This is a genomic window from Microbacterium sp. (assembly GCF_041909575.1).
In the GTDB taxonomy this organism is placed as follows: domain Bacteria; phylum Actinomycetota; class Actinomycetes; order Actinomycetales; family Microbacteriaceae; genus Microbacterium.
Genome location: NZ_JAYRDE010000010.1, coordinates 16,774 through 37,674, shown reverse-complemented (window position 1 = coordinate 37,674; position 20,901 = coordinate 16,774). Strand labels below are relative to the sequence as shown.

Below are 20,901 nucleotides of genomic sequence, written 5' to 3'. Positions count from 1 at the left end.
CTTCATGGACCACCACAACCTCACCGAGGACGAGCGCGAGCTCGCCCGCATGGTGCGCGACTTCGCCGACCAGGTCGTCGCACCGCAGGCCTATGAGGCCGACCGCACCAAGACGCTGCCGATGGACGTCGTCGCGCAGATGGGCGAGCTCGGCCTGTTCGGGCTGCCCTTCCCGGAGGAGTACGGCGGGCAGGGCGGCGACTACTTCGCGCTGTGCCTCGCGATCGAGGCGCTGGGCCGTGTGGACCAGTCCATCGCGATCACGCTCGAGGCCGGCGTCAGCCTGGGCGCGATGCCCGTGTTCCGCTTCGGCACCGAGGAGCAGAAGCAGGAGCTCCTGCCCGACCTGCTCTCCGGCCGCGCCCTCGCGGGCTTCGGCCTCACCGAGCCCGAGGCCGGCTCCGACGCCGGGGCGACGCGCACGACCGCGAGGCTCGACGGCGGCGAATGGGTGATCAACGGCTCGAAGCAGTTCATCACCAACTCCGGCACCGACATCACGCGCTTCGTCACGGTGACGGCGGTCACCGGAGAGCGCGAGGGGCGCAAGGAGATCTCGACGATCGTCGTCCCTTCAGGCACTCCGGGATTCACCGTCGAGCCCGGCTACGACAAGGTCGGGTGGCACGCGTCCGACACCCACCCGCTCACGTTCCAGGACGTCCGCGTGCCCGAGGGCAACCTCCTCGGCGAACGGGGCCGGGGCTTCGCCAACTTCCTCCACATCCTCGACGAGGGTCGCATCGCGATCGCCGCGCTCTCGACGGGCGCCGCGGAGGGATGCCTCGAAGCGGCGGTCGACTATGCGAAGAAGCGAACGGTGTTCGGCGACGCCCTCTCGACGCGCCAGGGCATCCAGTTCCTCCTCGCGCGGATGCAGCTGCGCGTCCACAACGCACGTCTCGCGTGGCACCACGCGGCACGCCTGCGGGATGCGGGCAAGCCGTTCAAGACCGAGGCCGCCATCGCGAAGCTGACCGCGAGCGACGCGGCGATGGACAATGCCCGGGACGCGACCCAGGTCTTCGGCGGTAACGGCTTCATGAACGAGTACCCCGTCGCGCGGCACTACCGCGACTCGAAGATCCTCGAGATCGGCGAGGGCACCAACGAGGTGCAGCTGCTCGTCATCGCGCGCTCCCTCGGGGTAGCGTGACGGACGTGGACGGCACGGGCGAGGCGAAGACCGTCGTGCAGCGCGGGCTGTACTACGACGAGCTCGAGGTCGGATCCTGCTACCGGCACCGCCCGGGACGCACGGCCACCGAGGCCGACAACGTGCTGTTCTCCTCGCTCACCATGAACACGCAGGCCCTCCATCTCGACGCCGCGTTCTCGGAGAGCCAGCCGTTCGGTCAGCGCCTGATGAACTCGATGTGGACGCTCGCCACGATGGTCGGGGCATCCGTCTCGCAGATCACGCAGGGCACGCTCGTCGCGCAGCTGGGACTCACGGACATCTCGTTCCCGGCGCCGCTGTTCCACGGCGACACGCTCTACACCGAGACCGAGATCCTCGACAAGCGCCTGTCGGCGTCCCGCCCAGGCCAGGGGATCGTGACGATGCGCCACACCGGTCGCAATCAGAACGGCGACGTCGTCGCGTCGGCGACCCGGACGGCCCTCATGTGGCGCGTTCCCGGGGAGGAATCGTGAGCACCTTCGGCATGGGACCCGCGATCCTGTTCTGCCCGGCCGATCGTCCGGAGCGCTTCGGGAAGGCCCTGGACCGCGCCGACGCCGTGATCCTCGACCTCGAGGACGCCGTCGCGCCCGCCGCGAAGCCGGCCGCGCGGGGCGCCGTGATCGAGTCCGAGCTCGACCCCGACCGCGTGATCGTGCGGGTGAACCCGCTCGATTCCGACGACTTCGTCTCCGACCTCGCGACGCTCTCGCAGACCGACTACCGGCGGATCATGATCGCCAAGGCGGAGTCGCCCAAACGCCTCGCTCGACTCGACCAGCGGTTCGAGGCGATCGCGCTGTGCGAGACGGCCAAGGGCGTCGCGCAGGCGGACCGCATCGCGGCGCTGCCGAATGTGATCGCCCTCATGTGGGGCGCGGAGGACCTCGTCGCCAGCATCGGCGGCACGTCGAGCCGCAAGCCCAACGGCCGCTACCGCGACATCGCCCGCTATGCCCGGGCGCGGGTGCTGCTCGCAGCCGGTGCGCGCGGGAAGGCCGCGATCGACGCGGTGCATCTCGACATCGACGACACCAAGCGCCTCCGGATCGAGGCGACGGATGCCGCGGCGTCCGGCTTCGCCGCCACGGCATGCATCCATCCCGGGCAGGTCGCGATCATCCGCGACGCCTATCGTCCCGACGAGAAGGCGGTGGCATGGGCGCGAGGCGTGCTCGCGGCTGCCGAGAGCGAGCGCGGCGTCTTCACCTACGACGGGCGCATGGTCGACGAGCCGGTGCTGCGACACGCGCGCGCCACGCTGCGACGCGCGGGGGACTGAGCGGTCAGTCGTTCGCGGCGACGCGCTGGGCGGCGATCTCGCGCGCGATGCGGTCGATGAGGTCGTACGGGATGTCGGCGCTGTGCGGGAAGACCAGGGAGTCCTTCTCGGCGCGGTGCGGCGCGACCTCGCTCTCGAGCGGATCGGCGAAGACCGGCACCGGGTACAGGCCGATGTGCTTCTTCCAACCCGCGTAGTGGAGCGCGTAGCGGCCTCCGAGCATGACCGCGGCGATTCCGTAGCGGATCTTCTCCTCGGGCTGCTCGCCCGATGTCTCGCGGACCGCCCGCACGATGATCTCGCGGATGCGGCGCAGGCGATCGGCGATCTCGGGAGCGAACCCGGCGATGTACTCGTCGACGCTGGCGGGACTCGGCATGCGCCCGAGCCTAGGCGACGGCCCCGGCGTAGGACAGCAGGCGCAGGCGGTCGCGCTCGAACAGCAGATCGTGAGCGGACCCGTTCGCGAGCTTCTCGCCCGCGGGAGGGAGTTCGCCGCCGGAGGCGTGGCGGATCACCTCGCGGATGAGTGCACCGTGAGTGACGACGACGAGGGATGCCGCTCCCGGCGCCGTGTCGGCTCGGTGATCGCGCACGGCGCGGCCGAGCGCGGACAGCGCCCGCCGGCGCAGGGCGGGGGACGGCTCGGCGCCGGGGACCTCGGCCGTGTGCCAGTCGCCCCATCGCCGGAAGAATTCGTCGGCGTCGATGCCCTCGGCCTCGCCGTAGGACCGCTCGCGCAGTCCGGAGTAGGTGCGAGGAGCCGCGAGACCGAGCTCGGATGCGATGATCTCGGCGGTCTCCCCTGCGCGCGCCTGGTCTCTGGCGACCACGGCCGCCGGGTGGGCGCAGCGGCGCGCCGCCGGCGCCGCGGCCGCGGCGCGCGCCTGCGCGCGGCCCGTGTCGTTGAGGGGGATGTCGGTCGACCCCTGGATGCGCCGGGCGCGGTTCCATTCGGTCTCGCCGTGGCGGATGAGGGTCAGCGCGGTCACGGCTCGAGCCTACGGCGAGCGTCCTGTCAGAGCGCTGAGGGCAGGGTCTCGGCGAGCGCGCGCAGGACCTCGCTCGTTCCGGCGTCGACCTTGACGGTCGCGCGGGCGTCGGCGCGCGTCGCGCCGCGGTTCACGATGACGACGGGCAGCCGTCGCCGCCGGGCGCGCTCCAGGAGCCGGATGCCGGAGTTCACGACGAGCGACGACCCGGCGATCAGGAGCCCTTCGCTCGCGTGGACGAGCTGCTCGGCTTCACGGAACTTCTCAGCCGGGATGAACTCGCCGAAGAAGACCACGTCGGGCTTGAGCATCCCGCTGCACACCGTGCATTCGGGCACGAGGAATCCGTCGCTGCTCTCGGGCAGCACGTCGCCGTCGGGGCCGAGCGCGACACTGTCGGGGACGGTGATCCACGGGTTGTCGGTCTCGACGCGCGCTGCGAGGTCGCGCCGGTCGAACACCTGGCCGCAGTGCGTGCAGAACACGCGGCGCATCGTGCCGTGGAGCTCGACCACCCGACGGCTCCCTGCGCGCACGTGCAAGCCGTCCACGTTCTGCGTCACGACGCCGGTCGCGACGCCGCTCTGCTCGAGCTGCGCGATCGCGCGGTGGCCGGGGTTGGGCTCCGCGGCGGCGAACGCCCGCCAGCCCAGATGGCTGCCGACCCAGTAGCGGCGCCGGGCGGCCTCGCTCGAGAGGAACTGCTCGGCGGTCATGGGCGTCCGCACGGGGGCGCCCTTGCCGCGGTAGTCGGGGATGCCGGAGTCGGTCGACACGCCCGCACCGGTGAGGACCGCGATGCGGCGCCCGGCGAGGACGTCGGTCGCGCGCGCGACGGCGTGGGCCGCTGCCGCGTCGAGCTCGGTCGCGATCGACACGCGATCACCCCCTTCGGGTCCGAGTGTAGGCGGCGCGGTTTACCGGGATGTTACGCCGCGTGCGAGAGTGGAGGCGTGGGCATCGAGCGGATCGCGACGGCGGACGACCCGCGCCTGGCCGACTACCGCGACCTCACCGATGTCGCCCTGCGCCGGGTGCTGGAGCCCGCCGGCGGGCTCTACATCGCGGAGTCGGCGAAGGTGATCGCGCGCGCTCTCGCCGCCGGCCACCGGCCGCGGTCGGTGCTGGTGCAGGAGAAGTGGCTCCCCGACGTCGAGGCCCTGGTGACGGATGCCGCGGTCCCGGTGTTCGTCGTGACGGCCGAGGTCGCCGAATCGCTCACGGGCTACGCGGTGCACCGCGGCGCGCTCGCGGCGATGCACCGGCCGGCGCTCCCTTCCGCGGCGGATGTCGTCCGGGACGCACGGCTCGTCGTCGTGCTCGAGGACATCGTGGACCACACGAACGTCGGGGCCATCTTCCGAGCAGCGGCGGGCCTCGGCGCGGACGCGGTGCTGGTGAGCGCTCGCTGCGCGGATCCGCTGTACCGCCGGAGCGTGCGGGTCAGCATGGGAACGGTCTTCCAGGTGCCGTGGACACGGCTCCCGGAGTGGAGCGAGGCGCGCGGCATCCTGCACGGCGCTTCCTTCCACCTCGCCGCGCTCGCGCTGTCGGACGGGGCAGTGGCACTGGACGCCTTCCGTGCGGCCGAGCACCCGCGCGTCGCGCTCCTGCTCGGCGCCGAGGGCGACGGACTCAGCCGCGCGGCGCTCGCCGCCGCCGACAGCGTCGTGACCATCCCGATGGCGGGCGGCGTCGACTCGCTCAATGTCGCCGCGGCGAGCGCGGTCGCGCTGTGGGAGCTGCGCGCCCGCTGACGACCGTGCGGCGAGGGTGCCTCGGTCAGCCCCGCGGTCGCACAGTGAGCTCGGTGAGCTCCGCGTCGCGGGGAAGGTCGAGTGCGGCGACCACCGCGGTCGCGACCGACGCGGGATCGATCCACCGCGAGGGGTCGTAGTCGGCGCCCTCCTGCCGGTGGACCTTCTCCTGCATGGGAGTGGCGGTGCGGCCGGGGTAGACGGTCGTGACGCGCAGGCCGTTCGCCCGCTCCTCTTCGCGCAGGCCGTCGGCGATCGCGCGCACGGCGAACTTGCTGGCCGCGTACGAGGTCCACTCCGCGCTCACGCGCAGGCCGGCGCCGGAGTTCACGAAGACGACGTGGCCCCGCGCGGCCCGCAGGGCCGGGAGCATCAGCCGGGTGAGCTCGGCGGGTGCCACCGCGTTGACGGCGAGCTGGTGCTGCCACGTCGCAACGGACGTCTCGGCGACGGACCCCAGTTCGACGACTCCGGCGACGTGCAGGAGGGAATCGAGGCGCGACGGCACGGCCTGGTGGTCCAGCGCCCACGACAGGCGCGAGGGTTCCGCGAGGTCCCCGACGAGGGTCGTGGCGTCGGGGAAGCGCTCGCGCAGGTGCGCCGCCCGGCCGGCGTCGCGCGCGAGGAGCCACAGGTCGTCGCCGCGGTCGGTCAGCTGCGCGGCGAGGGCGGCGCCGATCCCCGAGCCCGCGCCCGTCAGCAGGTGCGTGGGCACGTCAGGCATCCTCGCCGAGGGAGGCGCCGGCGTCTCGGGCCGGAGCGAGCGTCGTCACCGGCAGGGCGTCCGGTCGCTTGGCGGAGACGGTGTCGCCGGAGGACTGATGGCGCAGCCGGCGCAGCACCCACGGCACCAGGTACTCGCGAGCCCAGACGAAGTCGACCGCTCGCGCCTCGCGCCACGTCCGCGTGGGGAACGGGTCGGGCTGCATCGGCTGGAGGTCGTTGGGCACGTTGAGCGCGCGCAGCACCATGCGCGCGACCTCGTGGTGGCCCAAGGCGTTGTAGTGCAGGCGGTCGTCGTCGAAGAAGCGCATGTCCTGCACCTCTTTGAGCGCCCACTGGTCGGCGACGATGCAGTCGTACCGATCGGCGATGGCCCGGATATTCTCGTTGTAGATGGCCACGCGGCCGCGGATGCCGCGGAACACGGGGGTGAAGTTCGTGTCGATGCCGGTGAACACGACCACCGTGGCGCCGTCGCTCGACAGCCGCACCACGGCATCCTCGAAGAGCTGGGCGACCGCGTCGGGATCGGCACCCGGGCGGATGACGTCGTTGCCGCCCGCCGAGAAGGTCACCAGATCGGGCTTGAGTGCGAGCGCCGGCTCGACCTGCTCGTCGACGATCTGGCCGATGAGTCGGCCTCGGATGGCGAGGTTCGCGTACGCGAAGTCGTCGACCTGCTGCGAGAGCACCTCGGCGACCCGGTCGGCCCAGCCGCGCCATCCGTTCGCAGCGGTGGGGTCGGGGTCGCCGACGCCCTCGGTGAACGAATCGCCGATCGCGACCCAGCGCCGCCACGGGTGGGGCTGCGGATTGGGGACGTAGGGAGTGCGGGGATCGTCTGTCGTGGGCATCGTCTTCCTCGGTTCGTGACCGGTGCCAGGCTACCCCCCGCATGCGACGCGCTTCATCGGGCCCGGCGCGGCTCGGCACTGCGGTGTCGCCGCGGTCGTTTAGGGTGGTGACTCGTTGTTCCGGCAGGGCGGGAGGTGCGATGGACGACGAGACGGTTCTCGAAGCACCGCATCCCGCGCCCGCGAACCCCGACTCCCACGACCCCGATTCCTCGTTCGGCGAAGCCCACATCGGCAGCTTCAAAGCGGAGCATCTGTCGCCGTCCTACCCGCAGCGCGCGCCGTGGGGCACGGCGCAGCGGCTGCGCGCCTGGCAGGCGGAGGCCCTCGACCTCTACTTCGGTCTCGACGGACCCGACGGGGTCGGCGGCGGGCCGCGCGACTTCCTCGCCGCGGCCACCCCCGGCGCCGGCAAGACGACGTTCGCCCTGCGTCTGGCCAGCGAGCTGCTGCGCCGGCGCATCGTCGACCGCATCGTCGTCGTGGCTCCCACCGAGCACCTCAAGTCGCAGTGGGCGGATGCCGCAGCCCGCGTCTCGATCCGGCTCGACCCCGCCTTCAGCAACCGGCACGCGGCGCCCGCACGGCACTATCACGGCGTGGCGGTGACCTACGCGCAGGTCGCGGTGAAGGCATCCGTCCACCAGCGCCTCACGATGGACGCGCGCACCCTGGTGATCCTCGACGAGGTGCATCACGGGGGCGACGCCCTGAGCTGGGGCGATGCACTGCGCGAAGCCTACGCGCGCGCCACCCGGCGCCTGCTCCTGTCGGGCACGCCGTTCCGCAGCGACACCGCTCCGATCCCGTTCGTCGAGTACCACCCCGATCAGCACGGCATCCGCATCTCCCGCACCGACTACGCCTACGGCTACCGCCGCGCGCTCGAGGACGGCGTGGTGCGGCCGGTCATCTTCATGGTCTACGCCGGGCAGATGCGCTGGCGCACGAAGACCGGCGACGAGATGGAGGCTCAGCTCGGGCAGGACAACACGAAGGACATCACCTCGCAGGCGTGGCGCACCGCGCTCGATCCTGCGGGTGAGTGGATCCCCGCCGTGCTCCGCTCGGCCGACCGGCGCCTCAGCGAGGTGCGCGAACAGGTTCCGGATGCCGGGGGCCTCGTGATCGCGACCGATCAGACCGCCGCACGCGCCTACGCCGACATCCTGCGTGACGTCACGGGGGAGTCTCCGACGGTCGTGCTGTCCGACGAGGCGGAGCCCTCGTCGCGTATCGAGAGCTTCTCCCAGGGGACGAGCCGCTGGATGGTGGCGGTGCGCATGGTGTCGGAGGGCGTGGACGTTCCGCGCCTGGCCGTCGGGGTGTACGCGACGTCGGCATCGACGCCGCTCTTCTTCGCCCAGGCCATCGGCCGCTTCGTGCGTGCCCGCCGCCGCGGCGAGACAGCGAGCGTGTTCCTGCCCAACGTGCCACAGCTGCTTGCGCTGGCGAACGAGCTCGAGCGCCAGCGCGACCACGCCCTCGATCGCGAGAGCGACGGCGACGAATGGAACGCCGAGGAAGACCTCATGGCGGCCGCCGAGCGCGAGGACTCCGCATCCGACGCGCTGACCGAGGAGTTCTCCTATCAGGCTCTGGGCTCGCTCGCCCACTTCGACCGCGTGCTCTTCGACGGCAAGGAGTTCGGGCAGCTCGCCGTGCCCGGTACGCCCGAGGAGGAGGAGTTCCTGGGCCTTCCCGGGCTCCTCGAGCCCGAGCATGTCCACGAGCTCCTCATGCAGCGGCAGGCGCGTCAGGGCCGCCACCGCCGCGTGCGCGAGGACCGCGAGGCGCAGGCGCCCGACCACGAGCCGGCGCTCCCGCAGGCGCTGCACCGCTCGCTCAAGGAGCAGCGGCAGCTGCTGAACAGCCTGGTGGGGCTGTACGCGCGGCAGTCCGGCGAGGCCCACGGGCTCGTGCACGCCGAGCTGCGACGCATCTGCGGCGGGCCGGCCGTCTCGCACGCCACGGTCGCCCAGCTGCAGGCGCGCATCGACGTGCTCCGCAAGCGCGTGCACTCCTGAGCCCACCGCGGTGCGGGGGGCCGTTCGGAGCCCCGAAATGCTGGCAATCCGCGCGCACGGCGGCGGCGGCATCCGCTCGCGAACTAGCGTGGAGACGTCCCCACCCGGCCAGGAGGCCTGTATGAGCGCGCCCGCCGCACCGACGGTCCGAGATCGACGCCGCTGGGCCCGCTACCTCGTCAACGAGCGGGCAGAGGCCCGCGTGTACCGCGAGCTCGCCGCCCGGCGCGACGGCGAGGAGCGCGAGATCCTGCAGGCGCTGGCCGAGGCGGAGGGTCGCCACGAGGCCCACTGGCTCGCGCTGCTCGGCGGCGAACCGGCGCGCCTGCCGCGCCCCGACGCGCGGACGGTGCTGCTGGGCACGATGGCCAAGCGGTTCGGCTCGATCTTCGTGCTCGCGCTCGCGCAGAACGCCGAGGCCCGCTCGCCGTACGACGACGAGCCGTTCGCGGCGCCGGCGATGGCGGCCGACGAGAAGATCCATCACGAGGTCGTCCGCGGGCTCGCGGCGCGCGGCCGCCGCCGGCTGTCGGGAACGTTCCGCGCAGCCGTCTTCGGTGCCAACGACGGACTCGTGTCGAACCTGGCCCTGGTGCTCGGCATCGGCGCGACCGGCGTGGCCCCGCAGTTCGTCCTCTTCAGCGGCATCGCCGGGCTGCTCGCCGGCGCGCTGTCCATGGGCGCGGGGGAGTTCGTCTCGGTGCGCTCGCAGCGGGAGCTGCTGGCCGCGACCGAGCCGAGCGACTTCGCCGACGGTGCGATCCCGCACCTCGACATCGATGCGAACGAGCTGGCGCTGGTCTATCGCACGCGCGGCATGCCCGAGAACGAGGCGACGCTTCGCGCCCGCCGCGCCGTCGAATCGGCACGAGCCATCGGCGAGGGGCGCACCCACACGTCGCCCCTCGACGTGATCGACCACGGCGAGGTCGTCGGGAGCGCGTGGGGAGCCGCCCTGTCGAGCTTCCTGTTCTTCGCCTCCGGGGCGATCGTTCCCGTGCTGCCTTGGATCTTCGGGCTGTCGGGCACCCCCGCGGTCGTCCTCGCGCTCGTTCTCGTGGGGCTCGCCCTGCTGTGCACCGGCGCCGCCGTGGGCCTGCTCTCCGGGGCGCCGCCCCTGCGCCGTGCCCTGCGTCAGCTCGCCATCGGGTTCGGCGCGGCAGCGGTCACGTACGCCCTCGGACTGCTGTTCGGGGTGTCCGTCGGGTGACGCGCGCGAGGGTGCGGTCGATTCGTTCCCGCCCTGGCGACGTGGTAATGTCGTTCCTCGGTTGCGAAACCGGAAACCACCTGCGCGGGTGGCGGAATAGGTAGACGCGCTAGCTTGAGGTGCTAGTGCCCGTATAGGGCGTGGGGGTTCAAGTCCCCCCTCGCGCACAGAATGAGCAAGGCCCCCGGAAGCGGGGGTCTTGTTCTTTTTTGAAGGTGACCCGGGGGACTCCGCGCCGAACAATGCCGCCCCGAAAGGGGGCCTTCTTCGTCGAGCAGATAGGTTTGTCGGCATGCCCGCTTCCGCTCCCGAGCTTCCCGAGGTCGCCGCCGTCGCGCGGGATCTCATCCGCTTCGACACCACCAATCACGGCGGTGGCCGCGCGGCCGGCGAGCGCGAGGCGGCGGAGTACGTCGGCGAGTATCTGTCGGGTCTGGGCCTCGTTCCCGAGTTCTACGAGCCGATTCCGCGCCGCACGAACGTCGCCGCGCGGGTGCCCGGCCGCAATCGCGACAAGCCGGCCCTCGTCCTCCACGGCCACCTCGACGTCGTCCCGGCGATCGCCGCCGACTGGAGCGTCGATCCCTTCGAGGGCGTCGTGCGGGACGGGATGCTGTGGGGCCGGGGCGCGGTGGACATGAAGGACATGGACGCCATGATCCTCACCGCGGTCGGCGACATCCTCCGTGCGGGCGACCAGCCGGAGCGCGACCTCGTCCTGGCGTTCTTCGCCGATGAGGAGAACGGCGGCGTCGAGGGTTCCGCCCTGGTCGTGCAGGACCGACCCGAGTGGTTCGACGGCGCGACGGAGGCCATCAGCGAGGTGGGCGGATACTCCATCTCGGTGGGCGACCGCCGGGCGTATCTGCTGCAGGTGGGGGAGAAGGCGCTCGTGTGGATCCGCCTCGTCGCGCGCGGCCGCGCCGCCCACGGCTCGAGCTTCCACGGCGACAACGCCGTCACGCGGCTCGCCGCCGCCGTCGCCGCACTCGGCCGCACCGAGTGGCCGGTCGAGCTGACCGACACGACGCGAGAGATGAGCGCGCGACTGGGAGAGCTCACCGGCGCCGGCTCAGACGACCCCGACGCCGTCGCGGCCGCAGTGGGCGCGGCATCCGGATTCCTGCGCTCGACGCTGCGGACGACGACGAACCCGACCGGCCTCACCGCCGGATACAAGCACAACGTGATCCCGGATCGCGCCGAGGCGCTCATCGACGTGCGGGTTCTGCCGGGCACCGAGGAGGCCGCCCTCGCCGACATCCGCCGCATCGTCGGCGACGAGGTCGAGGTGGAGGTCGTCCACCAGGACATCGGCCTCGAGGTGCCGTTCTCGGGCGACCTCGTCGACGCGATGGTGTCGGCGCTGGACCGCCACGACCCCGGCGTCCCGGTCATCCCGTACCTCATGGGCGGCGGCACCGACAACAAGGCGCTGGCCGCACTCGGGATCGCCGGCTACGGCTTCGCGCCGCTGCGCCTGCCGGCCGACCTCGACTTCACCGGCATGTTCCACGGCGTCGACGAGCGCGTCCCGATCGATTCCCTCGTCTTCGGCCAGCGCGTGCTCGCCGACCTCCTCCGCACCTACTGAACGACCCGCGGGACCCAGCCCCGGCTCCCGCACCGAAAGGCGCCCATGCTCCTCGAGGCCATCATCCTCGGCTTCGTGCAGGGACTCACCGAGTTCCTGCCGGTCTCCTCCAGCGCCCACCTGCGCATCCTCGGAGAGTTCCTGCCCTCGGCGCAGGACCCCGGGGCCGCCTTCACCGCCATCACTCAGATCGGCACCGAGGCCGCCGTCGTGCTCTTCTTCTGGCGCGACATCGTCCGGATCATCGGCCATTGGTTCCGCTCGCTCGCCGGCCGCATCCCCCGCAACGACCCCGACGCGCGCATGGGCTGGCTGATCATCGTCGGCAGCATCCCGATCGTGGTGCTCGGGCTGCTCTTCCAGGACCAGATCGAGACCGTCTTCCGCTCGCTGTGGCTCATCGCGGCGATGCTCATCCTCTTCGGCGTGCTGCTCGGCATCGCCGACCACGTCGGGGCGAAGAAGCGCAAACTGCAGGACATCACCATCGGGCACGGCGTGATCTACGGCTTCGCCCAGTCGCTCGCGCTGATCCCCGGCGTCTCACGCTCGGGAGGCACGATCACGGCGGGCCTGTTCATGGGCTACGAGCGGGCGGCTGCGGCGCGGTACGCGTTCCTGCTGGCCATCCCCGCCGTGTTCGGCAGCGGCTTCTACCAGCTCGCGAAGAGCTGGAACGAGCCCGGTGTGTTCACCCTCGGCGAGACCGCCGTGGCGACCGTCGTGGCTTTCTTCGTGGCGCTCGGTGTGATCGCGTTCTTCATGAACTGGATCTCCAAGCACAGCTTCCTGCCGTTCGTGGTCTACCGGGTGGCGGTCGGCTCCACGCTGCTGGTGCTGCTCAGCCTGGGCGTCATCGACGCCTACTGAGGGGCTAGAAGAGGTTGCCGAGCACGTCCAGCCGCGCCTGCGCGATCACGGCGATGATCGCGTAGCTCACGACCGCGAGCAGCGGCACCCAGCCCATGAGCGTCTCGGCGCCCCGCCGCACGCGTGTGCCGACGGGCACGATCCCGGCACGGAGGACGTGCAGCGTCACGACGTAGAACGTCGGGATCGTGACCACCCACGTGACCATGCACCACGGGCAGAGGGTGCCCAGCACGAAGATGCTCTGCGCGATCAGCCAGATCACGAAGCAGAACGCGAACAGCATCCCGATCTCGAACAGCCACCAGAACCAGCGTGCGAACCGAGCGCCGGCCAGGATCGCCACGCCCACCACGATGGGCGCCACCCAGCCGGTGAGCCCGAGGATCGGGTTGGGGAAGCCGAACACGCTGCCCTGCCACGACTCGAGGTTCGCCGTGCACTGCACCAGCAGGCTGAAGTCGCACGACGCGATGGCGTCGGGATCGGCGAGCAGGTGGAAGCGCTCCATCGTGAGCGAGAAGGCCGCCCACCAGCCGACCGCTCCGGCGAGGATGAGCCACACCGCCATCGCAGTGGGGCGGGTGTGCGACTGGGGTGCGGGCATGCTCCGGATTATGGCATCGGGGACTGAGCGGATGCCGCGCGCGGGGCCGTGGGAAATCACCGGCGCGCCGCCGACGAGCAATCGGCGGGCGAAAGTGCGATAATGGCTCCGATGTGCCGCGGCCGCGCCGTGACGTGCATCACCAGAAGACTTCAGGGCGACGAATGCCCTTGGCAGCGAGAGCTCCCGCCGCATCAGCCGGGATCCCGTTGCAGACCGAGTGAGTTCGCGGCACCGCAGGTGCGGCACCGCAAGAGATTTCGCCGGGCGGCGCGCGGTGCCGACCCGCAGGGAGTAAGCCAGTGATGGCCGATGGCACAGATGAAGACCTCACCCCGCAGACCGGATCGGATGCCCCGCTAGCGCTCGACGCAGCGGGCGGCGATGCCGCGGCGGCCGAGACCGAAGCGGTGATCGAGGCGGTCGAGGTGTACGAGGAGGGCGCTCCGGCGCCCGAGAGCGCGGACGCGCCGACGCCCCCGGATGCCGAGCCCGACGCGGCTCCGCAGCCCGAGGCGGGCGCGCCCGAGGCGTCGAGCGAACCCGAGCCCGAGAGCTCCGGCGAACCCGAGAGCTCCGGCGAACCCGAGCCCGAGCCCGCGACCCCGAGTGAACCCGAGCCCGAGAGCCCGGGCGAGCCCGAGCCCGAGACGCCCCTGACGGCGGCAGCCCTCGGCCTGCTTCCCGAGGTGTTCGTCTCGGCCGTGTCGACCCAGCTCCACTTCTACGCGCCCGAGGTCATCGCGCTGCCCCCGGTCCCGGACGACGAGCCCGCGGCGGAACAGGCGTCCTCCGCTTCCTCGTCGCGTCGCCGCAGCCGCCGACGCGGGGGAGAGGGGCGGGACGAGGCATCCGGTCCCGTCGAGCCGCCGCAGCCCCGCCAGCGCGCCGTCGAGCTCATCACCGAACCGCAGCGCATCAAGGGCTCCACGCGCCTCGAGGCCAAGAAGCAGCGCCGCCGCGACGGACGCGAGGCCGGCCGCCGCCGCGCCGTCGTCACCGAGGCGGAGTTCCTCGCGCGTCGCGAGGCCGTCGACCGCGTGATGATCGTGCGCTCCAAGAACGGGCGCATCCAGATCGCCGTCCTCGAGGACAACGTCCTCGTCGAGCACTACGTCGCGCGCAATCAGGACGCCTCGCTCATCGGCAACGTCTACCTCGGTCGCGTGCAGAACGTGCTGCCGAGCATGGAGGCGGCGTTCGTCGACATCGGCCGCGGCCGCAACGCCGTGCTGTACTCGGGCGAGGTCGACTGGGATGCCGTCGAGACGGGCAACCAGCCGCGCCGCATCGAGCTCGCGCTCAAGTCGGGCGACAAGGTCCTCGTGCAGGTCACGAAGGACCCGGTCGGCCACAAGGGCGCCCGCCTGACGAGTCAGATCTCGCTCCCCGGCCGCTACCTGGTCTACGTGCCCGGCGGCGCCATGAACGGCATCTCGCGCAAGCTCCCCGACACCGAGCGCGCGCGCCTCAAGAAAATCCTCAAGGAGGTGCTCCCCGAGTCGTCGGGCGTCATCGTGCGCACCGCCGCCGAAGGCGCCACCGAGGACCAGCTGACCCGCGACGTGCAGCGTCTCACCACCCAGTGGGAGCACATCAGCACGCAGATCCAGTCGATCCAGGCTCCCGCGCTGCTGCACTCCGAGCCCGACCTGCTGGTCAAGATCGTCCGCGACGTCTTCAACGAGGATTTCTCGAAGATGCTCATCCAGGGCGAGGACGCGCACCACACGATCACCAAGTACGTCGAGAGCGTCGCCCCCGACCTGCTCGAGCGCATCGAGGCCTACGAGGGCGACGTCGACCCGTTCGACCAGTTCCGCGTGACCGAGCAGATCGAGAAGGCGCTCGACCGCAAGGTGTGGCTGCCCTCCGGCGGTTCGCTCGTCATCGACCGCACCGAGGCGATGACCGTCGTCGACGTCAACACCGGCAAGTTCGTCGGGTCCGGCGGCAACCTCGAGGAGACGGTCACCAAGAACAACCTCGAGGCGGCCGAGGAGATCGTGCGCCAGCTGCGCCTGCGCGACATCGGCGGCATCATCGTGGTCGACTTCATCGACATGGTGCTCGAGTCCAACCGCGACCTCGTGCTCCGCCGCCTGGTGGAGTGCCTCAGCCGCGACCGCACGAAGCACCAGGTCGCCGAGGTGACATCGCTGGGCCTCGTCCAGATGACGCGCAAGAAGCTCGGGCTCGGCCTGCTCGAGACCTTCAGCGAGGCGTGCGAGGTGTGCGCCGGGCGCGGCGTCATCGTCCACCACGACCCCGTCGTGAAGCATCGCGGCGCCCAGGCGTCCGCGGGCTCGTCCTCGTCCGGTCGACGCCAGCGCGGCGGCTCGCAGCAGCCGAGCGCCGGCGGCGGGTCCAACGGCACCCACGTCATCACCGAGGGCGTGAAGTCCGCCCTCGCGCAGATCGCGGCGTCCACCATCCACCACCACGACGACGCGCCCGCCGACGAGCCCGTGGTCGCCGAGACGCCGGCCGAGCGGCCGAAGAAGCCGCGCAAGAAGCGCGAACCCGCCAAGGCCAAGGCTCCCAAGACCGAGAAGGACATGCTCCTGGACTCGGTGCTGAGCGCTCTCCCCGAGCCCAAGGCGCCCGGTCAGGGCCGCTCCCGCCGTCGCGTCACCACCGCGGCCCTCACGGGCACGCCCGTGGCGCACAAGCCCGTCGAGGACTGACGCACGCCGCCGGGCGCGTCAGCGCCCGGCGCGTCGTTCGCGTGCGGTGATCCGCAGCCCCGAGGCGATCAGCCGGCGCACCAGCTCGTGGCCGTCGACGTGCTCGGCGCCGGCGGCGACGAGGCGGGCGTGGGCCTCGTCGGGCACGTCGTAGTGGTCGCGGTCGAACCCGCGACGGGGGATCCCGTTGGCCGCGGCGAAGGCGTGGAGCTCCTCGAGATCCGAGTCGCTCACCAGGTGCGCCCACAGTCGGCCGTGGGCGGGCCACCGCGGGTCGTCGATGAGGATCGCCACTCCGCGATCCTACAAACCCGGATGCCGCGGCACGGCCGTCCCGGCGCTTTTGCGGCTGGTCGCAGCATCCGGTAAAGTAGTCCTTTGGTGCGTCCCGTTTCGCAGGCTGATGGCGATGCCCGACAGGCTCAGCAGCCGGCTGGAGCCGTCGCTGCCGCACCAAGGACTTCCTCTTCTCGCAAGGGCAGAGTCTCGCAAAGACAACCGGAGCCGTGCGCTCCAATCCAGTAGAAACAGGTGTGAAGTGGTTTACGCAGTTGTGCGCGCCGGTGGCCGGCAGGAAAAGGTCGAGGTCGGCACGATCGTCGTTCTCGACCGCCAGGCCGCGAAGATCGGCGACAAGATCGAGCTGCCCGCGGTCCTGCTCGTGGACGGCGACGCCGTCACGACCGATGCCGCCAAGCTCGCCAAGGTGACCGTCACCGCCGAGGTCCTCGGTGAGGAGCGCGGCCCGAAGATCGTGATCCAGAAGTTCAAGAACAAGACCGGCTACAAGAAGCGCCAGGGGCACCGACAGGACCTCACGCGCGTCAAGGTCACCGGCATCAAGTAAGTCCAGGAAGAGACGCAGAGATGGCACACAAAAAGGGCGCAAGCTCCACCCGCAACGGTCGTGACTCCAACGCTCAGCGACTGGGCGTGAAGCGCTTCGGCGGACAGAAGGTCCTCGCCGGCGAGATCATCGTCCGTCAGCGCGGCACCCACTTCCACCCCGGCGCCAACGTCGGCCGCGGTGGCGACGACACGCTGTTCGCTCTCGCAGCGGGCGCGGTCGAGTTCGGTCAGAAGGGCGGCCGCAAGGTCGTCAACATCGTGGCGGCCGCGGAGTAATCCACGCGCTGCGCATTTTTTCGAGGAAGGGGCGGGCTTCGGCTCGCCCCTTCCCCTTTACTCTGGGCCTGACCCAGACCGCTTCGTGAGGGGGAACACATGGTCACGTTCGTCGATCGTGTGACGCTGCATCTGCGTGCAGGCAAGGGCGGCAACGGCTGCGTGTCGGTCAAGCGCGAGAAGTTCAAGCCGCTCGCCGGCCCCGACGGCGGCAACGGCGGGCACGGCGGCGACATCGTGCTCGTCGCCGACCCGCAGGTGACGACTCTTCTGTCGTACCACCACTCGCCGCACCGCTCCGGCGGCAACGGCGGCTTCGGCATGGGCGACCACCGCTCCGGCGCCGCGGGGGAGTCGCTCGAACTTCCCGTCCCGGTCGGGACGGTCGTGAAGGATGTCTCGGGCGAGACCCTGGTCGACATGATCGAGCCGGGGATGCGGTTCGTGGTCGCGCCCGGCGGCATCGGCGGGCTGGGCAACGCGACCCTCGCCAACCCGAAGCGCAAGGCGCCCGGCTTCGCGCTGCTGGGAACGCCGGGCTGGGAGGGCGACGTCCTCCTCGAGCTCAAGACCGTGGCCGACGTCGCGCTGGTGGGCTTCCCGTCCGCCGGCAAGTCCAGCCTCATCGCGGCGATCTCGGCCGCGCGGCCGAAGATCGCCGACTACCCGTTCACGACCCTCCACCCGAACCTCGGCGTCGTCCAGGCCGGTGACACCCGGTTCACCGTCGCCGACGTACCCGGACTCATCGAGGGCGCGAGCGAGGGGAAGGGCCTCGGCCTGGAGTTCCTGCGCCACGTCGAGCGCTGCACCGCGCTGGTGCACGTCCTCGACTGCGCGACGCTCGACCCCGGCCGCGACCCGCTCACGGACCTCGACGTGATCCTCGCCGAACTCGGCGCGTATCCCGTGCCCGAGGGGCAGGTGCCGCTGCTCGAGCGCCCGCAGTTCATCGCGCTCAACAAGGTGGACGTCCCCGAGGCGAAGGATCTCGCCGACCTCGTGCGCCCGGAGCTCGAGGCTCGCGGCTTCCGCGTGTTCGAGATCTCGACGGTGAGCCACGCCGGCCTGCGGCAGCTCACCTTCGCTCTCGGCGACATCATCGCCCAGCACCGCGCGGACGCCGCGAACGCGCCCGCCCCCGAGCGCATCGTCATCCGGCCGAAGGGGTCGCAGCGCGACTTCTGGATCCGGGTCGACGGCGGCACCTACGGCAACGTCTACCGGATCCTGGGCGAGAAGCCCGTCCGCTGGGTGCAGCAGACCGACTTCCAGAACGAGGAGGCCGTGGGCTACCTCGCCGACCGCCTCGAGAAGCTGGGCGTGGAGGACGAGCTGTTCCGGTCGGGCGCGACCCCGGGTGCGACCGTCGTCATCGGAGAGGGCGACGGCATCGTCTTCGACTGGGAGCCGTCGGTGAAGTCCACCGCGGAGCTCGCCACGGCTCCGCGCGGCACCGATCCCCGTCTGCTCCAGAGCTCGCGTCGCACCACGTCGGAGCGCCGCGAGCGGTACCACGACATGATGGACGCGAAGGCGGAGGCGCGCGCCGAGCTCGAGGCCGAGCGTCTCGCCAGCCGGAGTCGGGACGGCGAGGGGGCCGAGTGAGCTTCTCCGCGCGCCAGGGCATCCGCACCGCGCGCCGCGTGGTCGTGAAGGTCGGAACGTCGTCGAACAGCGGCGAGACCGCCGAGAAGATCGGCCCGATCGTCGACGCCCTCGCGGCGGCGCACGGCCGGGGCACCGAAGTGGTGCTGGTCTCCTCCGGTGCGATCGCGACCGGCATGCCGTTCCTGCAGCTCGATGAGCGCCCCAGCGACCTGGCGACGCAGCAGGCGGCCGCTGCGGTGGGGCAGAACGTGCTCATCTACCGCTACCAGGCAGCGCTGCGCGAGTACCGTATCGTCGCCGGCCAGGTGCTGCTGACCGCCGGCGACCTGGAGAACCCGACTCACCGCTCGAACGCGCGTCGTGCCATGGAACGGCTCCTCGGCCTGCGCATCCTGCCGATCGTCAACGAGAACGACACGGTCGCCACCCACGAGATCCGCTTCGGCGACAACGACCGCCTCGCGGCGATGGTGGCCCAGCTCGTCGGGGCGGACGCCCTCGTGCTGCTCAGCGACATCGAGTGCCTCTACACGCGTCCCCCGGGCGAGCCCGGCGCGACGCCGATCCGGCGCGTCGCCTACGGCGACGACCTCCACGGCTTCGAGTTCGGCTCGGTCGTGGTCAACAGCGTCGGCACCGGCGGCGCGGCGACGAAGGTCTCCGCGGCGCGGCTGGCCGCGGCATCCGGGATCGGAGTGCTCGTGACCAGCGCGGACCTCGTCGACGATGCGCTGAGCGGTGCCGACATCGGCACGTGGTTCCAGCCGAATCCCGAGCCCGCGGCGCCCGCCGCGACGGGACCGGTGCGCACCGCCCATCGATAAACTGGGCGGATGACCACCACGGCCACGACCGCTCGCGAGCGGATGCTGCTCGCCAAGGAGGCCTCGCGCAGCGTGGGCCTGCTGTCCGACGCCCGCAAGAGCGAGGCGCTGCGCGCGATCGCGGCCGCCATCGAGCAGGCGGCGCCCGCGATCGTCGCGGCCAACGCCGAGGACCTCGAGCGCGGCCGTGCCACCGGCCTCTCCGAGGCGCTCCAGGACCGGCTGCGACTGGACGATCCGCGCGTGTCGGCCCTCGCCGCCGCGGTCCGCGACATCGCCGCGCTGCCGGATCCCGTCGGCCGCGTCCTCGACGAGCGCACGCTCGACAACGGGGTGGCCCTGACGAAGGTCGCCGTGCCGTTCGGCGTGGTGGGCTCGATCTACGCGGCCCGCCCCACCGTCACGGTCGACATCGCGGCCCGGGCGCTGCGCTCCGGGACCGCCTTCGTGCTGCGCGGCGGATCCGCCGCCGAGCGCACCAACGCCGCGCTGGTCCGCGCGATGCGCGGGGCCCTCGCCGACCAGGGGATCGATCCGGAGGCGATCCAGACGGTCGACGACTTCGGGCGCGAGGGCGCCCGCGAGCTCATGCAGGCGCGTGGCGTGGTCGACGTGCTCGTGCCACGGGGGAGCGCCCAGCTCATCGAGACGGTGGTCACCGAGTCGTCCGTGCCCGTCATCGAGACCGGCGCCGGCGTGGTCCACATCGTGCTGGACGAGTCCGCCCCGCTCGAGTGGGCGCGCGAGATCGTCGTGAATGCGAAGGTTCAGCGGCCGAGCGTGTGCAACTCCGTCGAGACCGTACTGGTGGTGGCCGATGCCGCGCCCCGCCTCGTACCTCCGGTCGTCGAGGCGCTCCGCGCGCGCGGTGTGACGGTGCACGGGGACGCCACGGTGGAGTCCCTGGCCGACGGCGTCGTGCCGGCCACCGAGGAGGACTGGGCGACGGAGTACCTGAGCCTCGACATCGCGATGCGGGTCGTGGACGACCTGGATGACGCGCTCGACCACATCCGGCGCTACTCGACCCATCACACCGAGTCGATCATCACGCAGGATCAGGCTCACGCCGAGCGCTTCCTGGCGGAGGTCGACTCGGCCGTCGTGATGGCGAACGCGTCGACGCGGTTCACTGACGGCGGTGAATTCGGGTTCGGCGCCGAGGTGGGGATCTCCACCCAGAAGCTGCACGCGCGGGGGCCGATGGGGCTCACCGAGCTGACCAGCACCAAGTGGCTCGCGCGGGGCGTCGGGCAAGTCCGCGCCTGAGCGCCTAAACTGGAAGCCAGCCGCCTGCAGGCGAACCCCCGGAACGGAGCACGTATGACCATCGCCACGATCGTCGCCCTCGCCGCCGAAGAGTCCGAGCACCACGGCAACGTCGCACTCGAGACCGTCGGCTACGGCATCGTCGCGGTCGCAATCTTCGCTGCTCTCGCGCTCGTCACCCTGTCGTACCGCAACGTCGCCAACCGCCACGCGCACAAGGCCGAGGCCTATGCCGCAGCGCACGCCGACGACGTGCACCACCGAGCGGGGCACGGCCACTAGGCCG

The 20,901-nt window shown here is 71.5% G+C and carries 22 protein-coding genes and 1 tRNA gene; 16 read left to right on the top strand and 7 right to left on the bottom strand.

The window, feature by feature from the left end:
- Positions 1-4: 4 nt before the first annotated feature.
- From ACE3O1_RS02940 to ACE3O1_RS02930, 3 genes are read left to right on the top strand one after another with little or no spacing between them, the layout of a single operon-like run.
- Positions 5-1,156, top strand: coding sequence for an acyl-CoA dehydrogenase family protein (locus tag ACE3O1_RS02940; RefSeq protein WP_374312248.1), 1,152 nt, complete (start codon positions 5-7; stop codon positions 1,154-1,156).
- Between the two features lie 5 nt (positions 1,157-1,161).
- Complete coding sequence (locus ACE3O1_RS02935; RefSeq protein WP_374312246.1) at positions 1,162-1,656, top strand: MaoC family dehydratase; 495 nt, start codon at positions 1,162-1,164, stop codon at positions 1,654-1,656.
- Between the two features lie 11 nt (positions 1,657-1,667).
- Positions 1,668-2,465 (top strand): CoA ester lyase, encoded by a 798-nt coding sequence (locus ACE3O1_RS02930; protein WP_374312262.1) that lies wholly within the window; start codon positions 1,668-1,670, stop codon positions 2,463-2,465.
- Positions 2,466-2,469: 4 nt separating this feature from the next.
- Here ACE3O1_RS02930 and ACE3O1_RS02925 read toward each other — a convergent pair whose 3' ends face one another.
- Genes ACE3O1_RS02925 through ACE3O1_RS02915 form a run of 3 tightly spaced genes read right to left on the bottom strand, consistent with a single transcriptional unit; the run spans position 2,470 to position 4,335 of the window.
- A complete protein-coding gene (locus ACE3O1_RS02925) occupies positions 2,470-2,844 on the bottom strand; it encodes an iron chaperone (RefSeq protein ID WP_374312244.1) in 375 nt (124 codons plus the stop codon).
- Positions 2,845-2,854: 10 nt separating this feature from the next.
- Positions 2,855-3,457, bottom strand: a complete 603-nt coding sequence (locus tag ACE3O1_RS02920; RefSeq protein ID WP_374312242.1) for a histidine phosphatase family protein — start codon at positions 3,455-3,457, stop codon at positions 2,855-2,857.
- 26 nt (positions 3,458-3,483) lie between these two features.
- A complete protein-coding gene (locus ACE3O1_RS02915; RefSeq protein WP_374312240.1) occupies positions 3,484-4,335 on the bottom strand; it encodes a Sir2 family NAD-dependent protein deacetylase in 852 nt (283 codons plus the stop codon).
- 75 nt (positions 4,336-4,410) lie between these two features.
- Here ACE3O1_RS02915 and ACE3O1_RS02910 point away from each other — a divergent pair, with 75 nt between their 5' ends.
- Positions 4,411-5,214, top strand: coding sequence for a TrmH family RNA methyltransferase (locus tag ACE3O1_RS02910; protein WP_374312238.1), 804 nt, complete (start codon positions 4,411-4,413; stop codon positions 5,212-5,214).
- 25 nt (positions 5,215-5,239) lie between these two features.
- On the opposite strand, the gene ACE3O1_RS02905 is transcribed toward ACE3O1_RS02910, so the two are convergent.
- Together ACE3O1_RS02905 and ACE3O1_RS02900 are read right to left on the bottom strand one after the other, a co-directional pair.
- Complete coding sequence (locus ACE3O1_RS02905) at positions 5,240-5,938, bottom strand: SDR family oxidoreductase (RefSeq protein ID WP_374312236.1); 699 nt, start codon at positions 5,936-5,938, stop codon at positions 5,240-5,242.
- Positions 5,931-6,791, bottom strand: a complete 861-nt coding sequence (locus ACE3O1_RS02900) for an SGNH/GDSL hydrolase family protein (RefSeq protein WP_374312234.1) — start codon at positions 6,789-6,791, stop codon at positions 5,931-5,933. Before ACE3O1_RS02900 ends, ACE3O1_RS02905 begins: the two co-directional genes overlap by 8 nt.
- Positions 6,792-6,931: 140 nt before the next feature.
- Between ACE3O1_RS02900 and ACE3O1_RS02895 the strand changes: the two genes are divergently transcribed.
- From ACE3O1_RS02895 to ACE3O1_RS02875, 5 genes are all read left to right on the top strand, one after another.
- The gene (locus ACE3O1_RS02895) at positions 6,932-8,818 is read left to right on the top strand and encodes a DEAD/DEAH box helicase (protein ID WP_374312232.1); all 1,887 of its coding nucleotides are present in this window, start codon (positions 6,932-6,934) and stop codon (positions 8,816-8,818) included.
- 121 nt (positions 8,819-8,939) lie between these two features.
- On the top strand, positions 8,940-10,028 hold the full coding sequence (locus ACE3O1_RS02890) for a VIT1/CCC1 family protein (protein ID WP_374312230.1): 1,089 nt from the start codon (positions 8,940-8,942) through the stop codon (positions 10,026-10,028).
- 82 nt (positions 10,029-10,110) lie between these two features.
- Positions 10,111-10,195 (top strand) — tRNA-Leu (locus ACE3O1_RS02885).
- Between the two features lie 125 nt (positions 10,196-10,320).
- Positions 10,321-11,622, top strand: a complete 1,302-nt coding sequence (locus tag ACE3O1_RS02880; RefSeq protein WP_374312228.1) for a M20/M25/M40 family metallo-hydrolase — start codon at positions 10,321-10,323, stop codon at positions 11,620-11,622.
- A gap of 45 nt (positions 11,623-11,667) precedes the next feature.
- Complete coding sequence (locus tag ACE3O1_RS02875; protein WP_374312226.1) at positions 11,668-12,492, top strand: undecaprenyl-diphosphate phosphatase; 825 nt, start codon at positions 11,668-11,670, stop codon at positions 12,490-12,492.
- 4 nt (positions 12,493-12,496) lie between these two features.
- Here the strand turns inward: ACE3O1_RS02875 and ACE3O1_RS02870 are convergent, their stop codons facing one another.
- Entirely contained in the window at positions 12,497-13,099 is a 603-nt protein-coding gene (locus ACE3O1_RS02870; protein WP_374312224.1) for a vitamin K epoxide reductase family protein, read from the bottom strand.
- A gap of 305 nt (positions 13,100-13,404) precedes the next feature.
- On the opposite strand from ACE3O1_RS02870, the gene ACE3O1_RS02865 reads away from it, so the two are divergent.
- The gene (locus ACE3O1_RS02865) at positions 13,405-15,786 is read left to right on the top strand and encodes an Rne/Rng family ribonuclease (protein ID WP_374312222.1); all 2,382 of its coding nucleotides are present in this window, start codon (positions 13,405-13,407) and stop codon (positions 15,784-15,786) included.
- 18 nt (positions 15,787-15,804) lie between these two features.
- Here the strand turns inward: ACE3O1_RS02865 and ACE3O1_RS02860 are convergent, their stop codons facing one another.
- The gene (locus ACE3O1_RS02860; protein WP_374312220.1) at positions 15,805-16,080 is read right to left on the bottom strand and encodes a DUF4031 domain-containing protein; all 276 of its coding nucleotides are present in this window, start codon (positions 16,078-16,080) and stop codon (positions 15,805-15,807) included.
- A gap of 244 nt (positions 16,081-16,324) precedes the next feature.
- Between ACE3O1_RS02860 and rplU the strand changes: the two genes are divergently transcribed.
- From rplU to ACE3O1_RS02830, 6 genes are all read left to right on the top strand, one after another.
- Entirely contained in the window at positions 16,325-16,633 is a 309-nt protein-coding gene (gene rplU, locus ACE3O1_RS02855) for a 50S ribosomal protein L21 (protein ID WP_056119616.1), read from the top strand.
- A gap of 20 nt (positions 16,634-16,653) precedes the next feature.
- Positions 16,654-16,911, top strand: a complete 258-nt coding sequence (gene rpmA / locus ACE3O1_RS02850; protein WP_056119621.1) for a 50S ribosomal protein L27 — start codon at positions 16,654-16,656, stop codon at positions 16,909-16,911.
- Between the two features lie 99 nt (positions 16,912-17,010).
- Entirely contained in the window at positions 17,011-18,519 is a 1,509-nt protein-coding gene (gene obgE, locus ACE3O1_RS02845) for a GTPase ObgE (RefSeq protein WP_374312217.1), read from the top strand.
- A complete protein-coding gene (proB, locus tag ACE3O1_RS02840; protein WP_374312216.1) occupies positions 18,516-19,346 on the top strand; it encodes a glutamate 5-kinase in 831 nt (276 codons plus the stop codon). The genes obgE and proB overlap by 4 nt, the downstream gene beginning before the upstream one ends.
- 9 nt (positions 19,347-19,355) lie before the next feature.
- Positions 19,356-20,615, top strand: coding sequence for a glutamate-5-semialdehyde dehydrogenase (locus ACE3O1_RS02835; RefSeq protein ID WP_374312214.1), 1,260 nt, complete (start codon positions 19,356-19,358; stop codon positions 20,613-20,615).
- Positions 20,616-20,669: 54 nt separating this feature from the next.
- The gene (locus tag ACE3O1_RS02830) at positions 20,670-20,897 is read left to right on the top strand and encodes a hypothetical protein (RefSeq protein ID WP_374312212.1); all 228 of its coding nucleotides are present in this window, start codon (positions 20,670-20,672) and stop codon (positions 20,895-20,897) included.
- Positions 20,898-20,901: the final 4 nt, after the last annotated feature.